This window comes from Pseudomonas sp. DWRC2-2, assembly GCF_049897885.1.
Classification (GTDB): Bacteria; Pseudomonadota; Gammaproteobacteria; order Pseudomonadales; family Pseudomonadaceae; genus Aquipseudomonas; species Aquipseudomonas azotoformans_A.
On record NZ_JAFCXD010000005.1, the window covers coordinates 206,070 to 222,303 of the forward strand.

Annotated in this window: 21 protein-coding genes; 5 read left to right on the forward strand and 16 right to left on the reverse strand. The window is 58.8% G+C overall.

Translation table 11 applies throughout. The features are described from left to right. The 4 genes from modB to ACP7EW_RS22750 all read right to left on the reverse strand — a co-directional run bounded on the left by modB (position 1) and on the right by ACP7EW_RS22750 (position 3,603). The gene (gene modB, locus ACP7EW_RS22735; RefSeq protein ID WP_426219893.1) at positions 1-681 is read right to left on the reverse strand and encodes a molybdate ABC transporter permease subunit; all 681 of its coding nucleotides are present in this window, start codon (positions 679-681) and stop codon (positions 1-3) included. Next, positions 682-1,440, reverse strand: coding sequence for a molybdate ABC transporter substrate-binding protein (gene modA, locus ACP7EW_RS22740; RefSeq protein ID WP_426219895.1), 759 nt, complete (start codon positions 1,438-1,440; stop codon positions 682-684). It lies immediately after the preceding gene. A 113-nt stretch (positions 1,441-1,553) separates the two neighbouring features. Further along, positions 1,554-2,615, reverse strand: a complete 1,062-nt coding sequence (locus tag ACP7EW_RS22745; RefSeq protein WP_061437003.1) for an NAD(P)H-dependent flavin oxidoreductase — start codon at positions 2,613-2,615, stop codon at positions 1,554-1,556. 109 nt (positions 2,616-2,724) lie between these two features. Then, positions 2,725-3,603: an alpha/beta fold hydrolase gene (locus ACP7EW_RS22750; protein ID WP_426219898.1), complete on the reverse strand. Its 879-nt coding sequence runs from the start codon at positions 3,601-3,603 to the stop codon at positions 2,725-2,727. A 167-nt stretch (positions 3,604-3,770) separates the two neighbouring features. Between ACP7EW_RS22750 and ACP7EW_RS22755 the strand changes: the two genes are divergently transcribed. Beyond that, positions 3,771-4,355, forward strand: coding sequence for a CGNR zinc finger domain-containing protein (locus ACP7EW_RS22755; RefSeq protein ID WP_426219900.1), 585 nt, complete (start codon positions 3,771-3,773; stop codon positions 4,353-4,355). Here ACP7EW_RS22755 and ada read toward each other — a convergent pair. The 4 genes from ada to ACP7EW_RS22775 form a co-directional block, all read right to left on the reverse strand. Then, positions 4,352-5,398, reverse strand: a complete 1,047-nt coding sequence (gene ada, locus ACP7EW_RS22760) for a bifunctional DNA-binding transcriptional regulator/O6-methylguanine-DNA methyltransferase Ada (RefSeq protein WP_426219902.1) — start codon at positions 5,396-5,398, stop codon at positions 4,352-4,354. The genes ACP7EW_RS22755 and ada overlap by 4 nt on opposite strands. Positions 5,399-5,473: 75 nt before the next feature. Further along, positions 5,474-6,139, reverse strand: a complete 666-nt coding sequence (gene alkB, locus ACP7EW_RS22765; protein ID WP_426219904.1) for a DNA oxidative demethylase AlkB — start codon at positions 6,137-6,139, stop codon at positions 5,474-5,476. A 4-nt stretch (positions 6,140-6,143) separates the two neighbouring features. Beyond that, a complete protein-coding gene (locus tag ACP7EW_RS22770; RefSeq protein WP_016974793.1) occupies positions 6,144-6,311 on the reverse strand; it encodes a hypothetical protein in 168 nt (55 codons plus the stop codon). A 25-nt stretch (positions 6,312-6,336) separates the two neighbouring features. Further along, positions 6,337-6,639, reverse strand: coding sequence for a DUF1883 domain-containing protein (locus ACP7EW_RS22775; protein ID WP_003191319.1), 303 nt, complete (start codon positions 6,637-6,639; stop codon positions 6,337-6,339). A 214-nt stretch (positions 6,640-6,853) separates the two neighbouring features. On the opposite strand from ACP7EW_RS22775, the gene ACP7EW_RS22780 reads away from it, so the two are divergent. The 4 genes from ACP7EW_RS22780 to ACP7EW_RS22795 all read left to right on the forward strand — a co-directional run bounded on the left by ACP7EW_RS22780 (position 6,854) and on the right by ACP7EW_RS22795 (position 9,247). Beyond that, positions 6,854-7,207, forward strand: coding sequence for a hypothetical protein (locus ACP7EW_RS22780; RefSeq protein ID WP_033902948.1), 354 nt, complete (start codon positions 6,854-6,856; stop codon positions 7,205-7,207). Between the two features lie 174 nt (positions 7,208-7,381). Further along, positions 7,382-8,029, forward strand: a complete 648-nt coding sequence (locus ACP7EW_RS22785; RefSeq protein ID WP_426219907.1) for a c-type cytochrome — start codon at positions 7,382-7,384, stop codon at positions 8,027-8,029. Next, a complete protein-coding gene (locus ACP7EW_RS22790) occupies positions 8,026-8,940 on the forward strand; it encodes a c-type cytochrome (RefSeq protein WP_426219909.1) in 915 nt (304 codons plus the stop codon). The genes ACP7EW_RS22785 and ACP7EW_RS22790 overlap by 4 nt, the downstream gene beginning before the upstream one ends. Positions 8,941-9,016: 76 nt before the next feature. After that, positions 9,017-9,247 carry a hypothetical protein gene (locus tag ACP7EW_RS22795; protein WP_038850956.1) on the forward strand — a complete coding sequence of 77 codons (231 nt, stop codon included), beginning with the start codon at positions 9,017-9,019 and terminating at the stop codon, positions 9,245-9,247. 9 nt (positions 9,248-9,256) lie between these two features. On the opposite strand, the gene ACP7EW_RS22800 is transcribed toward ACP7EW_RS22795, so the two are convergent. From ACP7EW_RS22800 to ACP7EW_RS22835, 8 genes are all read right to left on the reverse strand, one after another. Then, a complete protein-coding gene (locus ACP7EW_RS22800; RefSeq protein ID WP_033902944.1) occupies positions 9,257-9,538 on the reverse strand; it encodes a hypothetical protein in 282 nt (93 codons plus the stop codon). Positions 9,539-9,683: 145 nt separating this feature from the next. Then, positions 9,684-10,655, reverse strand: coding sequence for a fimbrial protein (locus ACP7EW_RS22805; RefSeq protein WP_426219912.1), 972 nt, complete (start codon positions 10,653-10,655; stop codon positions 9,684-9,686). 64 nt (positions 10,656-10,719) lie between these two features. Then, entirely contained in the window at positions 10,720-11,268 is a 549-nt protein-coding gene (locus ACP7EW_RS22810) for a fimbrial protein (RefSeq protein WP_426219914.1), read from the reverse strand. An 11-nt stretch (positions 11,269-11,279) separates the two neighbouring features. Next, entirely contained in the window at positions 11,280-11,759 is a 480-nt protein-coding gene (locus tag ACP7EW_RS22815; protein ID WP_178954308.1) for a fimbrial protein, read from the reverse strand. 13 nt (positions 11,760-11,772) lie between these two features. Further along, a complete protein-coding gene (locus tag ACP7EW_RS22820) occupies positions 11,773-12,267 on the reverse strand; it encodes a fimbrial protein (RefSeq protein ID WP_426219916.1) in 495 nt (164 codons plus the stop codon). Positions 12,268-12,277: 10 nt separating this feature from the next. Further along, positions 12,278-12,850: a fimbrial protein gene (locus ACP7EW_RS22825; RefSeq protein ID WP_426219918.1), complete on the reverse strand. Its 573-nt coding sequence runs from the start codon at positions 12,848-12,850 to the stop codon at positions 12,278-12,280. 21 nt (positions 12,851-12,871) lie between these two features. After that, positions 12,872-13,630 (reverse strand): fimbria/pilus periplasmic chaperone, encoded by a 759-nt coding sequence (locus ACP7EW_RS22830; protein ID WP_426219920.1) that lies wholly within the window; start codon positions 13,628-13,630, stop codon positions 12,872-12,874. Then, entirely contained in the window at positions 13,627-16,230 is a 2,604-nt protein-coding gene (locus ACP7EW_RS22835; protein WP_426219922.1) for an outer membrane usher protein, read from the reverse strand. The genes ACP7EW_RS22830 and ACP7EW_RS22835 overlap by 4 nt, the downstream gene beginning before the upstream one ends. Positions 16,231-16,234 lie beyond the last annotated feature (4 nt).

Here is a 16,234-nt window from a genome sequence, read left to right on the forward strand (position 1 = left end):
TCAACTCCAGCCCATCTTGGTTTTACGGCTGGAATACAGCGCCAGCAACACCAGGAACGCGAACACCACCATCGAGCCGGCCAGCCAGTGGGCCTGAGCATATTCCATGGCTTCCACATGGTCGTAGATCTGCACGGACACCACGCGGGTCTTGTCCGGGATATTGCCGCCGATCATCAGCACCACGCCGAATTCACCGACGGTGTGCGCAAACCCCAGGATAGAGGCGGTGATAAACCCTGGTCGCGCCAGGGGCAAAATGACCGTGAAGAACGTGTCCCAAGGATTGGCCCGCAAGGTCGCGGCCACTTCCAGCGGGCGTGTGCCGATGGCGGAGAAGGCGTTTTGCAACGGTTGCACCACGAACGGCATGGAATAGATCACCGAGCCAATGACCAGCCCCGCGAAGCTGAAGGTGAGAGTGCCCAGGCCCAGCCATTGGGTGAACTGGCCGAAGTAGCCATTGGGGCCCATGGTCAACAGCAGGTAGAAACCGATCACCGTCGGTGGCAACACCAACGGCAGAGCGACGATGGCGCCAATGGGGCCGCGCCACCAGGAGCGGGTGCGCGACAACCACAGGGCAATCGGAGTGCCGATGACCAGCAGGATCACGGTAGTCAGTGACGCCAGTTCAATGGTCAACCAGATAGCGGAAAAATCGGCACTCGATAACGGCATTTACTTGGCCAGCTCGTAACCATAGGACTTTATGACAGCAGCGGCTTTAGGCCCCTTGAGGTAGTCAACCAGTGCCTTGGCAGCAGCACTGTCCTTGCCCTTGTTGAGGATCACTGCGTCTTGTTTGATCGGGTCGTGCATGGCTGCTGGAACGATCCACGCTGAACCGCTGGTGACTTTGCCGTCTTTATAGATCTGCGACAAGGCCACAAAGCCCAGCTCGGCGTTGCCGGTGGACACGAACTGGTAGGCCTGGGTGATGTTCTGGCCTTCGACGATCTTGTCTTTGACCTTCTCGGTCAGCCCTTCCTTGGCCAGCACTTGGGTAGCCGCGAGGCCGTAAGGTGCGGCTTTCGGGTTGGCGATCGACAAATGCTTGAACTCGTTTTTCTTCAGCACTTCACCTTTGGCGTCGACGTAACCTTCTTTGGCCGACCATAGCGCCAGGGTGCCGACGGCGTAGGTGAAGCGCGAGCCTTTGACGGTGTCGCCTTCGGTTTCGAGCTTTTGCGGGGTGGTGTCGTCGGCGCTCAGGAACACTTCGAACGGCGCGCCATTCTTGATCTGGGTGTAGAACTGGCCGGTGGCACCGTAGGCTGCGATCAGTTTGTGGCCGGTGTCTTTTTCGAAATCGGCGGCAATCGCCTGGATCGGTGCGGTGAAGTTGGCGGCGACGGCCACCTGGACTTCATCGGCGTGGGCCGAACCGAAGGCGAGGGCAGCGACCAGGATGGCCAGGCGTGAGGCGTGAATCGTCATGAAGCAGCTCCTTTGAGAGTGTACGGCTTGTTATAGGTAGAAGGCTTAACCGCTATGTATGGGAATATATAGCGGTTGGCCATTGCCGGTACAGTGCAAAGTTGCCACAGGTTCTATGGGTTGAGTTTGGCCAGCGCCTGCTGCGCCAGTTCACGCGTCAACTCATAGGTGGTGGTGTCTTTGCCCAGGCGCAGTGCCTGGCCAGACCACAGGTTACTGAAACCTGCTTCATCCTTGGCTTTGAGCGGTATCAACGCGCCGCCGGAGGTGGGGAAGGCCGGAGCTGCTGGGTTGATTGCGCCCAACTCACGCATCACACGGTTGACGATGCCCCGTGCCGGGCGACCGGTGAACAGGTTGGTCAGTGCGGTTTCGCTGGCCTGGGCATGGCGCAGTGCGTGGTGGTGCGAAGGGGTGACATTGGCTTCAGGTGTAAACAGGTAAGCCGTACCGATTTGCACCGCCGAGGCGCCCAGGGCAAAGGCCGCGACAATTCCGCGTGCGTCACCGATTCCCCCGGCGGCAATCACCGGCACGCTCACGGCGTCAACCACTTGCGGCAGCAGGGCGAACAGGCCTATCTGGGTATTGAGGTCATCGCTGAGAAACAAGCCACGATGGCCGCCCGCTTCACTGCCCATGGCGATAATTGCGTCGCAGCCGTGCTGCTCCAGCCAGATTGCTTCTTCCACGGTGGTGGCCGAGGACAGCACTTTCGCACCCGTGGCTTTTACCCGATCCAACAGGGCTTTTTCTGGCAGGCCGAAGTGAAAACTGACGACTTCGGGACAGAATTCCTCGATGACTTGGCAAGCCGCTTCGTTAAACGGTTCGCGGTTGGACACAGGCGTCGGCGCCTCAAAATCGGCACCCAATTCGCGGTAGTAGGGTTCCAGCAAGTCCTTCCAGCGCCGATCACGCGCAGCGTCGGGGGCTGGCGGTTGGTGGCAGAAGAAGTTGACGTTGATCGGGCGCGGGCTGGCCTCACGGATGGCGGCCAGGGCTTCGCGCAATTGCGCGAGGCTCAGTGCAGCCGCCGGCAATGAGCCCAGCGCCCCGGCTTTACTGGCCTCGATGACCATGGCCGTGGTCGTACCCACGGCCATGGGCGCCTGGATGATGGGCAGTTCGATCCCCAGCAGGTCGATAATGCGGGTGTCTGGCCAGGTGCTCATGGGATGTCTCTCCAGCGTTAGTGAGGCTTTACGCTGTTTTAACAGGGCCCATGTGCCCCGGCCACTCTGTTTTATTCACTGGACGAACGGCACGTTTCGTGGTGTGCCATCAGTTGATGGCGTCGCCCAGTACCGCGTGTATCCGTTCGGCGATGTGGGCTGCGTGGGTTTCCAGGGCGAAGTGCCCGGTGTCGAGCAGTTCCACCACCGCGTTCGGGTTGTCGGTCTGGTAGGCGTGAGCCCCTGGTGGGATGAAGAACGGATCGTTCTGGCCCCAGATCACCAGTGTCGGCACCTGTTTGGCCCTGAAGAAGGCCTGGAACGCCGGGTACAGCGTCAGGTTGTTACGGTAGTCGAGGAACAGGTCCAACTGGATCTCGTCATTGCCGGGCCGCTGCATGAGCAGTACGTCGAGCATGTAGGACTCCGGCGCAACCCGCTCGGGTTGATGGACACCGTGCAGGTATTGGTAGCGCGTGCCTTCCAGGCTGATGACCGCGTTGCGGATCACCTCGCGGTTGGCCTGGCTTGGTTCGGCCCAATAGGCGCGAATGGGTGCCCAGGCGTCCCCCAGGCCTTCCAGGTAGGCGTTACCGTTTTGCGAGACGAGCGCGCTGACCCGTTCAGGGTGTGCCACTGCCAGGCGCAGACCTACGGGTGCGCCGTAGTCGAAGACGTACAACGCGTACCGCGTCAATTCCAGCGCGTCGACAAAATGCCCGACGGTGATCGCCAGGTTATCGAAGCTGTAGTGGTAGTCGCGTTCGGCCGGTACCTCGGTGAAGCCAAAACCTGGCAAGTCCGGCGCGATCACTCGAAAGCGCGTGGCGAGCAACGGGATCAGGTCACGGTACATATGCGACGAACTGGGGAAGCCATGCAGCAGCAACATGACCGGCGCCGAGGGGTCGCCGGCTTCGCGGTAGAACATGCTTACGCCGTCGGCATCGACATGGCGGTAGTGAACGACGGAGGTTGGAGTGGTCATGATGAAAGCGCCTTTGTAACTTGATTGGGTTGATATACGGGTTACCGTTTTCAAAATCTGCGCTCAAACAAGTAACCTGTCAAACTATTTATAGAGGTTTCAATTTTGTCGTGTGTAACTATCCGTGTGCTTAGATAGCGGTTACTATGTCGACGCCTATAAGAGGAATGACCATGACTATCCCAGCCCCCCTTGAGCCTTATGTCCTCGCCGATGACCCGGTGTTGGACATGCTCAACACGCGCGCCAATGTGGACGCGCAACCCCACGACTTCTGGCAGTCCGATGCCGATGTCGAGCGTTGGCTGGTGCGCCTGGAGTGGGTGAAGGAAGGGCAGGTGCCTGCATTTGAACCGGGCGCATTGCTCCGGGTGGGCCGGGAACTGCGCGAGGTAATCCGTGTATTGCTGGAGTCGCGCAAGGAGGGAACGCGGGGCGATCCCGCCGCGCTGAATGGCTTTTTGCGCAAGGCCGTCAGCCATTCGCAGTTGGCTTGGCCGGCGTCGGGTGAGTTACGCGTTGAGCGTCAGCGCAAGCAGCAGACCCCGGAGCAATTTCTCTCGGTGATTGCAGAAGCCGCAGCGCGTTTGCTGGTAGACGGGGATTTCAACCTGATCCGCACCTGCGAACATCCCGAATGCGTGTTGTGGTTCTACGACCGCACCAAGGCGCATAAGCGCCGTTGGTGCAGCATGGCGCTGTGTGGCAACCGGCACAAAGTCGCTGAGTTTCGCAAGCGCAAGCTGGGTTAAGCCTTGCTCTCACGCTCCAGCAACTGCTGCTTACGTTCTACACCCCAGCGGTAGCCCGACAGGTCGCCATTGCTGCGCACCACCCGGTGGCAAGGAATGGCGACCGCGAGGCTGTTCGCGCCACAGGCTTGAGCCACTGCGCGGAACGACTTCGGCGCACCGATTCGCGCGGCTATTTGCGCGTAGCTGGCCGTGCTTCCCGCTGGAATATCGCGCAAGGCTTGCCACACCCGCTCCTGAAATGCGGTGCCGCGCAAGTCCAGTGGCAGGTCCAGGCCGAGCGCAGGCGCTTCGACAAAGCCCACGACCTGCGCGACCAACTGCTCGAAGCGCTGGTCGGCGCCTACCAGTTCCGCCCTGGGAAATTGATCCTGAAGATCGCGTACCAGCTTGTCAGGGTCATCCCCCAGCAGAATCGCGCACACGCCACGCGCACTTTGTGCCACTAGAATCGCCCCCAGCGAGCACTGCCCGACGGCAAACAGGATCGCCGAGTTAGTCCCTCCGGCTTTGTAGTCGCTGGGTTTCATGCCAAGCAGCTGGTCAGCCGACTCATAAAAGCGGCTGTTGGAGTTGAAGCCTGCGTCATACAAGGCATCGGTCACCGAGTGCGAGCCTTTGAGCCCATCGCGTACCTTGCGCGAACGGTGCGCAGTGGCATACCCCTTGGGGGTCAGGCCGGTGACGGCTTTGAATACACGGTGAAAATGAAACGGACTCAGGTTGGCTTGCGAAGCCAGCGCGTGCAGGCTGGGTGCAGTGTCAGCCTGTTCGATATGCCGGCACGCGTCCGCGACCAGTTGCGCGTGGTGCGCAACCAACTGGGTCTGGTCTGCGCTTACGCGTTTGCTGGCGCGATACCCGGCGGCTTCGGCCTGTGCAGGGGTGTCGAAGAACTCGATGTTTTCCGGGCGTGGCAAGCGTGAAACGCTGCTGGCGCGGCAGTACACACCGGTGGTTTTTACACCGTAGACGAACAACGTATCAGCCTTGGGGTCGCGGGCGAGGATGGCCGCCCAGCGGGGGTCTTGTTCGTTGGTCATGCTCGGTACTCCTGACGGATTCCATTCAGACTAATCGCGCCATGCACACCTGGCACTCTGAAGCTTGCGGTCAAATCAGCCGGCGGTGCGAAACGTGAGGTTGATGCGTTGCGGGCCCATGACCGGATGTACGCCTTCCTTGATCGGCATCACCCCGTGGAAGCGCAAGCGGTCCACGCCGCCCCACACCACCACGTCGCCGTGGAACAGCGAGACTTTGCGGGTTTTGTCACTGCGCTCATGTCCGCCAAACAGGAAAATCGCCGGCAAGCCGAGTGACACGGATACAACCGGTTCGCTATAGCGACGTTCGTTTTTGTCCTGGTGCAGCGACATCTTGGCACCGGGTACATAGCGGTTGATCAAGCAGGCGTCGGGGGCAAAGTCGGGAAAGCCGGCCTCTGCCGCCGCCTGCACCGCCAATTGACGCAAAACGTCTGGCATCTGCGGCCATGGCTTTTGGCTGCGCGGGTCGAGCGGCGAGTAGCGGTAGCCGGAGGTGTCGGTGGTCCAGCCCAGGTCGCCGCAACTGCTCAATGCCGCCGACATGGTAAAGCCGCCGGGTGTGACCATTTGCCGGAACGGTGATTGAGCCAGAACACGCCGTAGTTCTGGCAGAACGTGCTCAATCCAAGGTAGGGCATAGCCCCGTAATACGTAGGACTGCTCGCCAATTTGCTCACGCCCTGGGGGTTGCTGCAGGGCGTCGTCGGCAAACAGGTCAGCGGTGGGGCCGGGCATCGGCTTACAGCGCCTTGCTCACATTGATGTCGGTGATTTCATCACTGGCATCGTGAATTTTCGCCAGGGCCTGTTTGGCTTCTTCCACGCTGTTGGTCTGCAGTTGGGCGAACTCAAAACGGCGTTCGCCGTTGAGCTTGTACTTGATCACGTATTTTGTAGTGGTGTTCACGGCTATTTCCTGTGAAGTGTGCGGATCAGCTCAGCTTGGAGCTGGTGCGACGCACGATGCGGATCTTGTGGGACAACGCGGGTTTGCGGGTCACGCTGATTGCACGACGCGTGACCACATCCAGGGTGATGTTCCAGAATCCGGTGCTCGGTGCGGTGATTTTGGCGGGGAACTTGTCGAAAGCGCCGCCGTGATAGGTATGACGGCCGCCATTTTTGAAGCTGCGAAAATTCGCGTCGCTCATCAGACGAATATTACAAGTCTGCGAGCATTCGATGACGACAATGTCGCCCTCGTTGAGGTGCTCACGCTGGTGGATGAATTTCATGGGTGGGGGCTCCAGAAGGGCTTTTTCTGAAAAATCAGAACGATACGTAGGTTAAGATGGAGTTTATCAGCCCCAGCGCGTTTATTATCGGCCCGTCTTCAACGACATCGACAATTTAAAACAGTTATTTACCGAGTTATCAGGGATAAATCCTACGTGGGCGGGAGAAAATTACCATCCCCGCTGTCGTAGGGTCTTTATCGGAGGTTTTTGTATGAAGTGGAGTGTGTTGGTTCTGGCCCTGGCGATTGGTGGGTGTGCTTCGGTTGCAGATATCAAGCAGACCCCTCCGACCTTGGCCGTCATTTCCGGGAAGAAGCCCCAGGAATACGCCGCGTGTGTGGTGAAAAAACTCTCGGCGACCCGTCGGCCGTCGCAGATCGAACCGCATAAGGATGGCGGTGTGCAGGTGATTGTGCCGCAGAAGTTTTCCGCCGACCCTTCAGCGATCTTCGAGATCGATGAGCGCTCCAGCGGTAGCAGCATCAAGCTCTACGAGAGCATGTCCAATGTGCCGATCCGTCCGGGTGATGTGAAGAAGGCGGGCGAGGACTGCATTTCCGGCTGATCTGGCCTGTTCAACCCAGCGACTTCCTATCCGATAAAAAAGCCTGGCCGCGTAAGCGCAAAGCCGGGCTTTTTTGCGTTACGTTTTTGGAGTTGTCGCGACGGGGTCATTCCCCTACCATTTGTAGGCTTATTCCGTAAGCGTCTAAGCATATAACTATAAAATGGAGCCGTGATGATGTCCCTGGAACGAGTACTGATGGGCAGTGCGCTGATGTTGTTATTGGGCAATGCCCACGCGCTGGAGGGGAGGAACATTTTTGCCGAGGGCGGTTCGCAGCCGGGTGCCATGCCGTGTGTAGCTTGCCATGGTGCCGATGGATCGGGGATGGCCGCAGCGGGTTTTCCTAGACTGGCAGGTTTGCCCGCGACATATGTGCGTAAACAACTGGAAGACTTTAAAAGTGGCAGCCGTACGAATCCGGTGATGCAACCGTTGGCGAATGCGCTCACGGATGCCGAAATAGAGGCGGTCAGCCAGGTGCTGGCGGCAATGCCGGCTCCTGTTCCCCAGGCGGTCTATCGCAGCGAAATGCCGATCAATGCCGCCCAAAAACTCGCACAACAGGGCGCCTGGGAGCGGCAGATTCCGGCGTGCGCCAGTTGCCATGGCCCAGCAGGGACGGGCGTCGGCGACGCGTTCCCACCCCTGGCCGGTCAACCCGCCGCTTACCTGGCCGCGCAGTTGACGGCTTGGCAAAGCGGTACCCGCCACAATGACCCGAATGACTTGATGGGGCACATCGCCAAGTCTCTCACGGCAGAAGAAGTGCAGGGCGTGGCCCAGTATTTCGCCTCGCTGAAACTGGAGGCCAAGCCATGAGCCCGTTGATATTGGCCTTGGGCCTACTGGGTCTACCCTCGGCCCACGCCGCCACGATCGCCATGGAAGACCAGTCGCAGTTGCAACCTGCCAGCCACGCTGCTGCCAGCCAATTCCAGCCTCCTCAAGAAAGCGAACTGCCTGACAATGCCTACGGCAAGCTGGTCAAGGAGGGTTACGCGCTGTTCGTGGATACCAGACGTCTGGCGCCGAACTATGTCGGTAACGGACTCAACTGCAGCAACTGCCACCTGGACCAGGGCCGCCTCGCCAACTCGGCGCCCTTGTGGGCTGCCTACCCGATGTACCCGGCCTATCGGAAGAAAAACGACAAGGTCAACACGTTTGCCGAGCGATTGCAGGGCTGCTTCCAGTTCAGCATGAATGGCGGCACGCCTCCGGCCGCAGATAGTCCCGAGATCACCGCGCTCTCGGTTTACGCTTATTGGTTGGCGAGCAAGGCGCCACTGGGTGTTGAATTGCCGGGGCGCGGCTATCCGGACGTTGCGCAACCGGCCAAGGGTTACGACTTGAGGCAGGGCGCCCAGGTTTATGACGGGCAATGCGCTGTCTGCCATGGCGCCGAAGGGCAGGGCCAGAAGGTCGGTGACCACTATGTGATGCCGCCGTTGTGGGGTAAAGACTCCTATAATTGGGGCGCGGGCATGCACCGCATCAATACGGCCGCGTCCTTCATCAAACACAACATGCCGTTGGGCAAGGGCGGTAGTCTGAGCGACCAGCAAGCCTGGGACGTGGCCGCCTATGTCAACAGCCATGAACGGCCGCAGGATCCGCGCCTAGTTGACGGTTCCGTGGAGAAAACCCGGCTCAAGTTCCACGCCAATGACGGCGTCAATCTCTACGGGCAAACTGTAGAAGGCGTGTTGATCGGGCAGGGCATCCGTTAAACTGTTACCCGATCAATGCAAAGATGCCGCGCAAACCCTCGGTTTGTGCGGCATTTGTCTTTTTGGGAAGTTATTCATGAAGCGTGAACACGTCAGGGCTCGCCAGGCCGAAGGCCAGATATCAGCGACGCACATCATCCAGAACCCGGCCGACTTGGGCGAGTGGATCGTATTTTTCAAGAAAAGCGGCGGCCGCAGTTTTTTCCTGGTGGACGATCAGGACGAAGTCGAGTCGTTCCAGCGGCTGGATGACCTGGTGGAGACCATCCGGGGGCTGGGTATCAAGTTTGCCGATATTCAGCTGTAAGCCTGAGGCTTACTTGCACACTACAACCACACTGCGGCTTTTGAAGTTGCCCACGTCCTTGCCCAGGGTCTTGTCACTTTCCTGGAGCGAGGGTGTGCCCTCGGTGCCGACGATACGGTAGCCGGTGCCGGCACATGAGGCGTCGGCCTTTTCATAGCAACTGGCCCAGGAATTGGCCTCGCCGGAACAGTCGATGGTCAGGCCTTGCTCTCCATTTTTCAGGTAGACGTCAGACGTGGTGGTGCACCCGGCGAGCGCCAGGACTGCAGTCAGTGCCAGAAACTTGTTCATAGGGGTTCATCGTCGAGGGTGTGGGAGGGGACGCTGACACGGTCGTGGGGCGTTGGCGCAGGATTATAGCGAAATGCCACCTGGTGCGCAGTCACATAAATACACTTCGCAACTGCGCGCTCCTGCCCTTAGCGGTTTTTCTGTGTCACGGAACTCCCATCACGAGTACACCACTCCCGGTTACAGGCCCTGCGGCAGGCAGTGAGCCTGGTCTCTGAACCAGGGAGAACGTCACATCATCCCCTCCGACACTGTTGGTGATTTGGGTCAGGAACCTGCCGTTCACAGCCACCGCGGATCCCGCCCGGACCATCGCTGTGCCGACATTCGGGTTGGTCATCAGCAGCAGGCGGTTGTCGAACGACGTCGCGATGCCTTTATAGGTGATGGTGATCGGTGTGGTGATCCCCGCATTCGGGCAGGAGTAGGTGAGCCTGCGATTGCTCTGGATAGGCGTTGTCAGTGGATCTGTACCGATTTGTCGTTGGTGGACGTTACCAAAGTTGACCTCGATGGGGTTGTTATTGTTGATCGTGCAGGTTGAGGGAGAGATGGAAAAATTGTTGGCGGCCCTGTATACGAGCGAAAGACCTGCCCTACCTGAGTCATAATTGTTTGTCTGGCTCAAGCGCAACGTGCCAAGGATGTCATTTATGACAACGTTGATCGGGTTCGCCGGATCGTTGCGATTCAGGATGTAAGGCGTCACGTTGACGGCAACACCGATGGCGTTATTGGGCATGGTTGCAATTCGAATGTTAGTCGGTACTGGGGTGTTGTAGTACCCCCCGTTTATTCTTAAACCAGTACCCTGGTTGACAAATTTAGGACCGGGTGTCCAGGCTGGACCGGCGAGAACCGATGTCGCCCAGTAGTCCTCGTAATGGGATGGCCAGCCCGGATAAGGCGTGAATCGGCACTCAAGCCTTACGCCTTCCAGAAGGATACGGCTTGTGTCCGAGCCGAGCTGGACGGTCACGGGAACCTCTAGGGGCAGCGTGCCCCCCGTGTCCACTTGTTGCCACGGGCCGCCATTGACCCGGCACTGGGCAGCGTTCACGTTTGTTGTAATACCCACCAAGGCAAGCAGCACCATGGCGCCATAAAGTCGTTTCATGTTGATCTCTCGTTGCCTCTCTACTGGAATTACCCAGGAGAGATTTGAGGTTTGTCTGGGACTGTTACGGATAGTCCAGCGTGAAAGTCGAGGTCACCGTATACCGGCCGTGCCCAATGGTTTGATCCCTGATCGCATCCGGCTCGCCCTGCACATAGGCTTTGAGCTCAATGACGTTGCTGCCGGTGCTTAACACCTGTTTTTCGCTGACGGTATTCACGGGGAAAGGCTTGTTGTCCGGTGTCTCTATGCCAAGGCCAATCCCCGTTGCGCCGCTGCCACCGTCCAGCGCGAACAACCCCGGCAGCTTCACGTTTTCCGTGCCACCGAGCAGGATGGTGACCGTGTCCCCAATCGTGGTGTCGCAGTTCTCCAGGTGCACCTTGAAAGCCTTCGCTCGAGTGCGGGTATTGATGTAGAGGTGCTTGCTGGTCACGTCCCAGAGTTCCAGAGTGATTGCGTCGTCGCCTGGGCGGATCGTGCAGGCCTCTTCCACCAGGTTGCCCTTGAAGCGAAGGTTGTCCGCAGCATCCGCATTGGGCGTCAGTCCGAAGCTCAGCAGTAACGCCAGCCAGGCGCATGCCCATCTTTTATGATCCATTTCATGTCGCATCGACGCGGCTCCTACTCGTATTCAGCCAACAGCGTGGCCACTGCTGAAAACGGTGCGGGGGGCAGTGTTGCGCCCGGTTGTTTGATGGGCACCACTTCCAATCTCGGCGGAGATGAGAGGACGATGTCCATTGGCGTATTGAGTGGAAACGGCACGTTGTTCTGGAAGAGCCGAATCCCCAGCGCCGATACGTTGGTTTGCACCGCCGCGCCATCAAATGCCGTCGGCGTGCCGTTGACACTCAACTTCAGCGCCCAGGGCAGGGTGGCTGCGCCACAGTTGATGGTGTAAGGCACCGCTTTGCGGTACTTCACGCCGTCTACGCGCTTTACGCCCACATCACCAAAGTCGACTTCAATCGTGTTGCCTGCATCAATGGTGCAAGGCGGTGGTTCATTCAGCGTTCCACTGAACGTCAGGTTTGCCACTGCGCCACCGCAGAGGCCCAGGGAGCACAAGGCGAGCAACGCTCGCTGCTGCCAACCAGTCATTGATTATTCCTCTTCATTGATAATCGACCACCAGGGTGGCGGCCGCATCAAAGGCCCCTCCGGTCAAGGTGCTGCCCGCGCGTTTGACCGGCACCGCCTGTACCACCGGAAAGTTCGGGTGGGTAAAGTTCACGGGGGTATTGAGTGGCCAATCAGCGCCATTCACGAACAGCTTTACCCCCAGGTCCGGTTTGCGGGTCATCAGCACACGATTGTCAAACGCAGCGGCCGTGCCCTTGAGTTCCAGCTTCATCGCGTTGCTGACAGGTGAATTGCAGGTGACGGTGTAAGGCACCCCCCGACGATAATTGACGCCGTCAACCCGTGAGGTTTGAAGGTCATTACCAAATGGCACGTCGAGTGTGGCGCCGCTGTTAATCACGCAGGGCGGTGGTGCGATAATCACTGCGCGGATGGTCAGGCTGGTCTCGGCCTGCACACCCTGGCTGACGGCCCAAAGCAGGCCACCATTGATAAGAACGGCCCATAGGCCGGTTGGCTTAGCCATTGTCACGCCCTTACTCATAGTTGAGCTTGAAATCCACCACGGCCCGGAACGCGCCGCTGGTCAGCGGTGCGGCGGTGCGTGTGGGCTGAACGGTCCACGTCTGGGTGTTACTGCCCAGTGGCAAAAACAGCGGTTCGCCCCTTGATCCCAGCTGTACATCGCGTCCCAGAGCGTCGGCCAGGCGCAGGCCCATTCCTGTTATGCCCTGCACTTTGACGAGCCTTGGGTCATCGGCATCGGCAGGGGCAACAAACATGACCGACAGCACCGGTTGAAAGGCGCTCCACGTCAGGTTGCCCGTGCGTTCGCTGCGGATGGTGCCAGCGGTGCGCTGGCAATCGGCAAACCGCAATTGGAATGCCACGGGCCTTGCTTGATCGCCGGGGCGTTGCAGCTGGCTGGCTGATACGGCGCCAAGGTCGATGGTTTGATGCAGTGAATTCATCTCCAGCGCGCAGGGGATTTCATGCATGCTCCCGGAAATGTTCAGCATCCCGTTCATGCCCTCGACGTCCTCGGCCTGTGCGACCCATGGCGCGACCAATAACAGCCCGCCCAAGCCCTTCACAATGTGCCACTTCATGGTGTTCTCCAGCGGCTGGTGCTACTGATTGGATGGGGAGGCTTGTGCATTCACCGTGCAGGTGTTGCCACTGCAGGTGAAGGCCATTAATGGACGTCCGCCGTAATCATTTACGTAAGCCAGATGCGGGGTGGTGCCGAGCGCCTTGGCGGTGACGCCCAGGGTCAACTGGCCTTTTGGTGGGACCATCAGTGGCTCGAAGCCCGACACGGTCTTGCCGTCCTTGGTGCTGCGCGCATCCACCAGCGTCACGTAATAAGGCGTCGGGTTATTCACTTGGTAACGCTCGCCATCGCGGGTGAGGGTGAGTTTTTCCTGCCAGGGGGTGGACAAGTCCTGCTGGCTGGGCGCAATGGCTTGCGGCCGGTAGAACAGTTTGATCCGAGTCTGCAGGGCAATTTGCAGGGTATTGGCTTTGTCACTGCGTGGCGGAATTTCTCGCAAATTGAAGTAGTAGACCGTCTCTCGGTCCTGGGGCAACGATTTGGCCGCCGGTAACGCCTGAACCTTTACCTGGCTTTGTTTGCCGGGTTCCACGCGCTGAACCGGCGGCAGCACGATCAAGGGGCTGGAGATTTTTTCGCCGGCTTCGTCTTCGATCCAGCCCTGAGCCAGATACGGTAACTGGGTGTTGTTATTGGTGATGCTTACGCTGGTGGCATCTTTGCCACCATCAAAAATCACTCGGGTACGATCCAGGCCAATCGCGGCGTTGGTGCTCTGGCTCAAGCCAAGAACCAGTAGTGCGCAGGTCTGGTTAAGGCGCGTATTCAGCTTCATGAGGATGTTTTCTCCGTATTGGTACGCTTCCCGGTCAGTGTTTCTTGCTCGGGCAGGGATTGATCATTGGCTACCATTCGGCAGCCCAGTTGCAGGGCATCAGTCAAGGCATCAGCGGGTAGCACGACAGGGAGCGTGAGCGTGCATCGCTCTGCACCTCCCCAGCTGACGGTCATCTGAGCGCCAGGCTGGATGCCGCTCAGGTAGACGTTGCCGCCGTCATTCACAATGCCGGTGTCTTGCTGTTTGAGGTTCTTCACCGTCGCACCGAACGGCGGTGCACTGCCGTCCGGCAGACGCAGCACCGCCATGGCTTTTTCGCCGGCAATCACAGGCAAGGATCGATAGCCGATGGCGCCTTCGGTCAGTGTGAGTTGCGTGACGGATTGGGTGGCTTCGACATTGCTGGGCAAACTTTCCAGGTCGACGCTGGCGGCCATCCGCTGGTAGCTGCCAATGTCGGAAATGACTGCTTTGCCAAAGGCGTTACTGCGTGTCGGTGCGCCGTAACCGCGCACCGGCACATCGGCCACGCCGCCGGTGTCGACCATCAGCCGAGTGCCACCCATGCTGTTGGCCCGATGCAGGGCTGCCCCTTGGGGCGTAAGCGTAGCGCCGCCACGAGCAGACACACTCAGGGTGCTGTAGCCGTCCCTTTGCTGACTGGCCGCAAGGTCGATGTCCGCCTGGTCACCGATATGATTCAGGTAACCACTGACAGATTTGTCACTGGCACTGAGTTGGTAGCCGTTACGTTCATCCAGGCGATCGCTGTAGCGCGTTGAAAAACCGTTATCGCCACGGGTCCTATCAGCGTCCATCGACAGAGTGCCCGTACGCCCTAACGGAAGGCTGACGGTCAGCGTAACGCCGTTATCTTTATAGTTGTAGTCCAGTGTGCGGTGTACATTCAGGGACAGGCTCATGTTTTTGACCGTCCCAAGATTAAAGTAACGCGATACCGCCAAGTTCCAACGTTGCGTGGCCGCGCGTTCCCAATAAGTCTGTTTGTTGTAACTCAAGTAAACGGTGGTGCCCAAATCGCGGAATTGCTTATTGATCGTCGCGGTATACAAGGCTTTACTGCCACCAATAGGCTTCCAACTTTCTGTGTATTCGTCGTACCTGTAGCGCCCGGCGAGTTCACCGTTCCTGCCGTAATGACGCGCATCGAGGTATTCGCTCATGCTCAAGTAGTTCTGTTCAGAAAACCGATAGCCAGCAAAGGTTATTTGGCTGTCGTACTGCTCGAAGTGCTTCGAATATTGCAGGCGGTAGGATTTGCCCGACAGTGTGTCATTCCAGACATTGGCCTGAGCCTGAGTGGCATCCAACGAAAGGGCGCCCAAGGATAACAAGTCACGCCCCACACCGACCGATAGCGCACGGTAGTTGTTATCGGTAATCGCGCCGCCAAACAGTGACCAACCATTGCTGACGCCCCATGAGAACTCCCCGGTAGTGAAGAAGTCGCCATCCGCGCCATATTGAAGATTGGACGGTCGTCCCGCCGCGACCTTGTAACGCATGTGACCAGGGCGAGTCAGGTAAGGTACGCCTGCGGTATTGACCTCGGAGGTATGGACCGAGCCATCCTGTTCTTCTACCCGCACGTCGAGCTTGCCGCTCACCGCATCATTCAGGTCCTGGATACGAAAAGGTCCCGCGGCCACCAGGGTTTCATACAGCACGCGGCCCTGCTGGCTGATGATGACTCTTGCATTGGTCTTGGCGACGCCGACCACCTCGGGTGCATAACCGCGCAGATTCGGCGGCAGCTGACTTTGATCGGAGTTGAGCGCAGCGCCGGTAAAACGGAAGCTGTCGAACAGGTCCGAATACAGGTAGTTTTCTCCCAGTACCAGACGTGCCTTCAGCGATGGAATGGCGCGATAGGCATAGTAACGGCTCCATTCCAGACGCGAACGCCTGGCCGACGCCTCGCGGTCCTGGTCGACCCGGCCCTGCCAATCCGCCCTCAGGCGCCAAGCGCCGGCGTTGGCTCCCAACGTGCCGTTACCACTGACGTCGTTGCGGGTGCGGTCATTCCTCTGGTGGCTGGTTTGTGCCGTCATGTTGTAGTCGAGCAGCAGCCCTGGGATCCCTTCATCCCAACGTGAAGGCGGATCCCAGTTGATCGCGCTGTACTCAAGGTAAGCGTGCGGCAGGTTGATGTTCAGCGTGCTGGTGGCCAGGTCACCCCTTACCTCCATGCCGGGCAGCGCCCGGATATCCAGGCATTCCCCGCCTTTCCACCAAGTCAACTCAGTGGCGCCGGATTCCTTCAGGCCCAATTGCTCCACGATGGCGGGAGACAAGCAGGCTTCACTGCTTTTGGGATCGTTATCGGGAGGGTAAAATGCGACGGATTGTTCAGGCAGTGGCTGGTTGTTTAGTTGCACCACCATTGAATAAGTGCCGGGCAGAATAAAGCCACTGCGGGCAAACTGGGACAAGTCAATATTAGTGCGATCACTCAGATCCAGAACGTCAGTATTGAACTCGATATCCCCTGCACCCAATGCAGTGCCCGCCACGGATATCAACCCTCCAAACAGGGTAGGGCAGAGCGAATGTTTGATCTTCGACGCATTCAACATGAAA